The following is a 5,202-nucleotide window of genomic DNA, read 5'->3' as shown; positions in this document are numbered from 1 at the left end:
CTGCTTGCCTTCGTGTTCGACGAACAGTTTGCCGCGGCTCACGGTGTTGAGGCCGTTGATGCAGCGCAACAGGCTGGACTTGCCGGAACCGGAGAGGCCCATCAGCACGCAGATCTCGCCTTTCTGCACGTCCAGGCTGGCTTTTTCCACGCCCACGATCTGCCCGGTCTTTTTCAGGATCTCGTTGCGGGTCATGCCCTGGTCCAGCAGCTTGAGCGCCTCCCGTGGGTCCTTGGAGAAGATAACGTCGACGTTATCGAAGCGGATTATGCTCATGCGTCACCCCCTACTTTGGCTTCAGGTTGTTTGCAGATGCGGTCGAGCATGATCGCCAGCAGCACGATCGCCAGGCCGGCTTCGAAGCCCAGGGCAATGTCGGCGGTGTTGAGTGCGTTGACCACGGGTTTGCCCAGGCCGTCGGCGCCGACCAGGGCGGCAATCACCACCATCGACAGCGAGAGCATGATGCATTGGGTAATACCGGCGGCGATGCTCGGCATGGCGTGGGGCAGCTCAATGCGCGACAACAACTGACGGCGCGAACAGCCAAAGGCCTTGCCCGCGTCCATCAACTCTTGTGGAACATCGCGAATGCCCAGGTAGGTCAGGCGGATCGGCGCGGCAATGGCGAACACCACCGTGGAGATCAGGCCGGGCACCACCCCGAGGCCGAACAGGGTCAGGGTCGGGATCAGGTAGACGAATGTGGGAACGGTCTGCATCAGGTCGAGGACCGGACGCATCATGGTGTAGAACAGCGGCTTGTGCGCGGCGACGATTCCCAGGGGCACGCCGATCAGCACGCAGACCAGGGTGGCGAACAGCACCTGGGCCAGGGTTTCCATGGTTTCCTGCCAGTACCCCAGGTTGAGGATCAGCAGGAAGGACAGCACGACAAATACAGTCAGGCCCCATTTGCGCTGGATCAGGTGCGCCAGCAGGGCGATCAGGCCGATCAGGGCCAGGGGATTGAACCAGGTCAGCGCGAACGTCACGCCGTGGATCATGGTTTCCAGGGTGGTAGCGATCGCATCGAAGGTGCTGGCACCGTGTTTCGTCAGCCACTCTACGAAAGCCGCGATGTACTGGCCCAGGGGGATTTTCTGATCAGTGAGCATGGTATTGAACGTCCGCATGCAAGGAAAAAACAGCCCGGACAGGCGAACCCGCCCGGCGTAAGCGCGTTACTTAATTCGAAGCTTGTTCAAGCTTGGCTTTCACGGCTGCAAGTCCTGGTTTGCCGTCAATGGTGGTGACGCCAGCGAGCCAGGTATCGAGCACCTGTGGATTCTTCTTCAGCCAGGCCTTGGCGGCCGCGTCAGGCTTCATCTTGTCGTCCAGCACATTGCCCATCAGGGTGCTTTCCATGTTCAGGGTGAACGACAGGTTCTTCAGCAACTGGCCAACGTTGCTGCATTCGGTTGTATAGCCCTTGCGGGTGTTGGTGTAGATGGTGGCCTGGCCGAAGTTGGGGCCGAAGAAGTCGTCGCCGCCGGTCAGGTACTTCATCTTGAAGCGCGTGTTCATCGGGTGCGGTTCCCAGCCCAGGAACACCACCGCAGTGTCGCGACGCTGAGCGCGTTCGACCTGGGACAGCATGCCCGCCTCGCTGGACTCCACCACCTTGAACCCGGCGTCCTTGAGACCGAAGGCGTTCTTGTCGATCATCGTCTGGATGGTGCGATTGCCGTCGTTGCCCGGCTCGATGCCGTAGATCTTGCCGTCCAGTTCCTTCTTGAACTTGACGATGTCGGCGAAGTCTTTCAGACCCTTGTCATACAGCGACTCGGGCACTGCCAGGGTGTACTTGGCGTTTTCCAGGTTGGCGCGCACGGTTTCCACGGTGCCGGCATCACGGTAGGGCTTGATGTCGTTTTCCATGGTGGGCATCCAGTTGCCGAGGAACACGTCCATGTTCTTGCCGTCGGCCAGGGACTTGTAGGTCACCGGGACGGAAATCATCGTGGTCTTGGTCTTGTAGCCCAGGGCGTTGAGCACGACGCTGGTGGTGGCGGTGGTCACGGTGATATCGGTCCAGCCGACATCGGAGAAGTTTACGGTGCTGCATTGCGCCGGTTCTGCGGCTTGTGCCAGAAGCGGCAGACTCAGCATGGCGGCCAACAACAACGACGGGGAACCTTTCATAGGGGAGACTCCTGGATGTTTTTTTGGCGGCGTATGGACCGCGCTTATAAGTGTGGCGGTTGGTGTGCCGGGGACAGCTCTACCACCGTGCCTTGCAATCGAGTCGAGACTGATCATGTACCAGTGAAAAACTGTCGCCTACAGGGTGCGTCGTATCCAGTACAGGGAGGGTCGCATCCAGTGTCGGTGAGGTCGCTTACAGTGTTTCCGGGCATTTTTTCCTGCATCTGAGCCGCAAAAAACGCCCAGAACCCGAGCCTTGCGCCAGGCGGCGTTGGTGGGCATGAGTGAGTCGGTGTCAGACGTCGCGAGTCGCTGTAAAAGCCTGATGATGCGCCCTTCTCGGCGGATTGCAGCTTGAGCGTAGCAGCTCCGTCAGTGGGCGTTTTCAGCGCCTGGACTGTGCTCATCGAGGAGTTACGCAGTAATGGCTATCAGTGTTTTCGACTTGTTCAAGATCGGCATCGGACCTTCCAGTTCCCACACCGTCGGGCCCATGCGCGCCGCGGCGTTATTCGTCCAGGTATTGAAGGAACGCCATCTGCTGGAGCAGGTGCGGCGGATCGAAGTGCAACTGTTCGGTTCGCTGTCGGCCACCGGCATTGGCCATGGCAGCGACAACGCCGTGATCATGGGCCTGATGGGCGAGTGGCCGGATGCGATCGATCCGTCGCTGATCGGCCCGCGCATCGAACAGCTCAGGGAAACCCACAACCTGTTGCTGGACGGACGCCTGCCTGTGCCTTTCATCTGGTCCCGGGACATGCGCCTGCTGGACGAGAACCTGCCCTTTCACCCCAATGCCATGACCCTGGTGGCTGAAGGTGAAGACGGGGAGCTGTTGCGCGATACCTACTATTCGGTAGGGGGCGGTTTTGTCGTCGATCAGGCCCAGGCCAGCAGCGGCGTGGCAGACCTGGACCGTAGCGAGCTGCCTTACGATTTCTCCAGTGCGGTGGAGCTGCTCAGCCTGTGCCAGAAGCACAATCTGCGGGTCGCCGAACTGATGCTGGCCAACGAGAAGGTCTGGCGTTCGGAGGAGGAGATCCGCAGTGGGCTGATGACGCTCTGGCGGGCCATGCAGGACTGCGTGGAGCAGGGTCTCAAGCACGAAGGCATCCTGCCCGGTGGGCTCAATGTGCGCCGTCGCGCGGCCAAGTTGCATCGCAGCCTGCAGGAGCTCAACAAACCCAATGTAATCGGCTCGACCTTGAGCGCCATGGAGTGGGTCAACCTGTTCGCCCTGGCGGTGAACGAGGAGAACGCCGCCGGTGGACGCATGGTCACCGCCCCCACCAACGGCGCAGCGGGGATCATTCCGGCGGTGCTGCATTACTTCATGAAGTTCAGCGAAGACGTGACCGACGCCAACGTGGTGGATTTCTTTCTCGGCGCGGCAGCCATCGGCATCCTGTGCAAGAAGAACGCATCGATTTCCGGTGCCGAAGTCGGCTGCCAGGGCGAAGTGGGTTCGGCCTGCGCCATGGCCGCGGCGGGGTTGGCGGAGATTCTCGGGGCCACGCCCGAGCAGTTGTGCAACGCCGCGGAAATCGGCCTGGAACATAACCTCGGCCTGACCTGCGACCCGGTGGGCGGGCTGGTGCAGGTGCCCTGCATCGAGCGCAACGCGATTGCCGCAGTGAAGGCGATCAATGCCGCGCAGATGGCCTTGCGCGGCGATGGCCAGCACTTCATCTCCCTGGATCGGGTGATCCGCACCATGCGTGATACCGGGGCGGACATGCACGACAAATATAAAGAGACCTCTCGCGGCGGGCTGGCGGTGAGTGCGGTGGAGTGTTGATTCGGCATGCCGGCTCCTGCCTGGGGATGGCGACGCGCCCAAATTGCTCATCAGAGGAGGGGCGCGCCACCTTTTAGCGCGTCGTGAATAGACAAGTTGCCAACCGGGCTGATGGAACTCTGCATCCAGCGGCCGGTTGCGCTTTGAGTGACACTCGCCAGTCCCTGCCCGACGCATCGGTCGCGCAAGTGCTACCTAACTGCTCACCGCTTTGGCGCCCGCCTTCTGCGCGGTGATTCCGGCGCTTCTTATCCGCACATTGACAAGGGCTATGTAGACACGTCGCGACGTCGTTTTCAGGAGTTATTGAATGCCCATTCAACTTTAGGCATGGCAATTGCTCTGTGAATTTCAAGCCCGCCTCTCTTGAGCAGCAGGGCACATAAAAAGAGCCTCCGCCTGAGGCCATCACCCGCTTTGTGTGAGGAGATACCGCGATGACGTCGTTCAACTCCGGGGCCCAACCCCAGAACCGTGCGCCTCAATCCATCGGCTTTCTGCTGCTGGACAATTTCACGCTGATTTCCCTGGCCTCCGCAGTCGAGCCCCTGCGCATGGCCAATCAACTGTCCGGTCGCGAGCTGTATCGCTGGACCACCCTCAGCGTCGATGGCGGTCAGGTCTGGGCCAGTGATGGCCTGCAAATCACCCCCGACGCGGCCATGCACAAAGCCCCCAGCCTCGATACCGTGATCGTCTGTGGCGGCATCGGTATCCAGCGCACCGTGACCCGTGAACATGTGTCCTGGTTGCAAAGCCAGGCTCGCCAGTCGCGCCGTCTCGGCGCCGTGTGCACCGGCAGCTGGGCCCTGGCCTGCGCCGGTCTGCTGGACGGTTTCGATTGCAGCGTGCACTGGGAATGCCTGGCGTCGATGCAGGAAGCCTTCCCCCGGGTCGCCATGAGCACCCGCCTGTTCACCCTTGACCGCAACCGCTTCACCAGCTCCGGCGGCACCGCGCCGCTGGACATGATGCTGCACCTGATCAGCCGTGATCATGGCCGTGAGTTGTCGGCGGCGATCTCGGAAATGTTCGTCTACGAACGCATCCGCAACGAACAGGATCACCAGCGCGTGCCGCTCAAGCACATGCTCGGCACCAACCAGCCCAAGCTCCAGGAAATTGTTGCGCTGATGGAGGCCAACCTCGAGGAGCCGATCGATCTGGACGAACTGGCGGTGTACGTCGCCGTGTCCCGTCGGCAGCTGGAGCGGCTGTTCCAGAAGTACCTGCATTGTTCGCCGTCGCGCTAC

The 5,202-nt window shown here is 61.2% G+C and carries 5 protein-coding genes; 2 read left to right on the top strand and 3 right to left on the bottom strand.

What is annotated here, in order from left to right:
* From BLX41_RS35990 to BLX41_RS22040, 3 genes are all read right to left on the bottom strand, one after another.
* The coding region (locus BLX41_RS35990) for an ATP-binding cassette domain-containing protein (RefSeq protein WP_259745076.1) at positions 1-276 on the bottom strand (276 nt) is incomplete at its 3' end.
* Positions 273-1,118: a choline ABC transporter permease subunit gene (gene choW / locus BLX41_RS22045; RefSeq protein WP_060841472.1), complete on the bottom strand. Its 846-nt coding sequence runs from the start codon at positions 1,116-1,118 to the stop codon at positions 273-275. The genes BLX41_RS35990 and choW, both read right to left, overlap by 4 nt.
* Before the next feature lie 70 nt (positions 1,119-1,188).
* Positions 1,189-2,145 carry a choline ABC transporter substrate-binding protein gene (locus tag BLX41_RS22040; protein WP_123726596.1) on the bottom strand — a complete coding sequence of 319 codons (957 nt, stop codon included), beginning with the start codon at positions 2,143-2,145 and terminating at the stop codon, positions 1,189-1,191.
* Positions 2,146-2,572: 427 nt separating this feature from the next.
* Here BLX41_RS22040 and BLX41_RS22035 point away from each other — a divergent pair, with 427 nt between their 5' ends.
* Both BLX41_RS22035 and gbdR read left to right on the top strand, forming a co-directional pair.
* Positions 2,573-3,949, top strand: coding sequence for an L-serine ammonia-lyase (locus BLX41_RS22035; protein WP_123726595.1), 1,377 nt, complete (start codon positions 2,573-2,575; stop codon positions 3,947-3,949).
* 437 nt (positions 3,950-4,386) lie between these two features.
* Positions 4,387-5,202 (top strand): choline metabolism transcriptional regulator GbdR (gene gbdR / locus BLX41_RS22030; protein ID WP_259745075.1); only part of this gene is annotated, 816 nt, incomplete at its 3' end.

The sequence above is a fragment of the Pseudomonas protegens genome (assembly GCF_003732485.1).
Classification (GTDB): domain Bacteria; phylum Pseudomonadota; class Gammaproteobacteria; order Pseudomonadales; family Pseudomonadaceae; genus Aquipseudomonas; species Aquipseudomonas protegens_B.
The sequence above is the reverse complement of the archived record's forward strand: the minus strand, read 5'-3'. Positions and strand labels throughout refer to the sequence as shown.